Below are 256 nucleotides of genomic sequence, written 5' to 3'. Positions count from 1 at the left end.
TGTCGGGCGGCCAGCGCCAGGTGATCGCGATCGCGCGTGCGATCTATTTCGACACCCGCGTGCTGATCATGGACGAACCCACCGCAGCCTTGGGCCCGTCCGAGACGGCGATGGTGGCAGACCTGATCCGCAAGCTGCAGGCCGACGGGATCGGGATATTCCTGGTCAGCCACGACATCCATGACGTGTTCGACCTGTGCGACCGGGTCGTGGTGATGAACAAGGGCCGCGTCGTGGGCGCCCATGCCATCGGCGA

General features: G+C 65.6%; 1 protein-coding gene. It reads left to right on the top strand.

Going from position 1 to position 256, the window contains the following annotated elements; translation table 11 throughout:
* A partial coding sequence (locus tag TW83_RS18350) for an ATP-binding cassette domain-containing protein (RefSeq protein ID WP_045984226.1) occupies positions 1–256 on the top strand: 256 nt, incomplete at both ends.

Source organism: Paracoccus sp. S4493, from assembly GCF_000967735.1.
GTDB classification, from domain to species: Bacteria; Pseudomonadota; Alphaproteobacteria; order Rhodobacterales; family Rhodobacteraceae; genus Paracoccus; species Paracoccus marcusii.
This window is presented reverse-complemented; position numbering and strand designations above follow the sequence as displayed.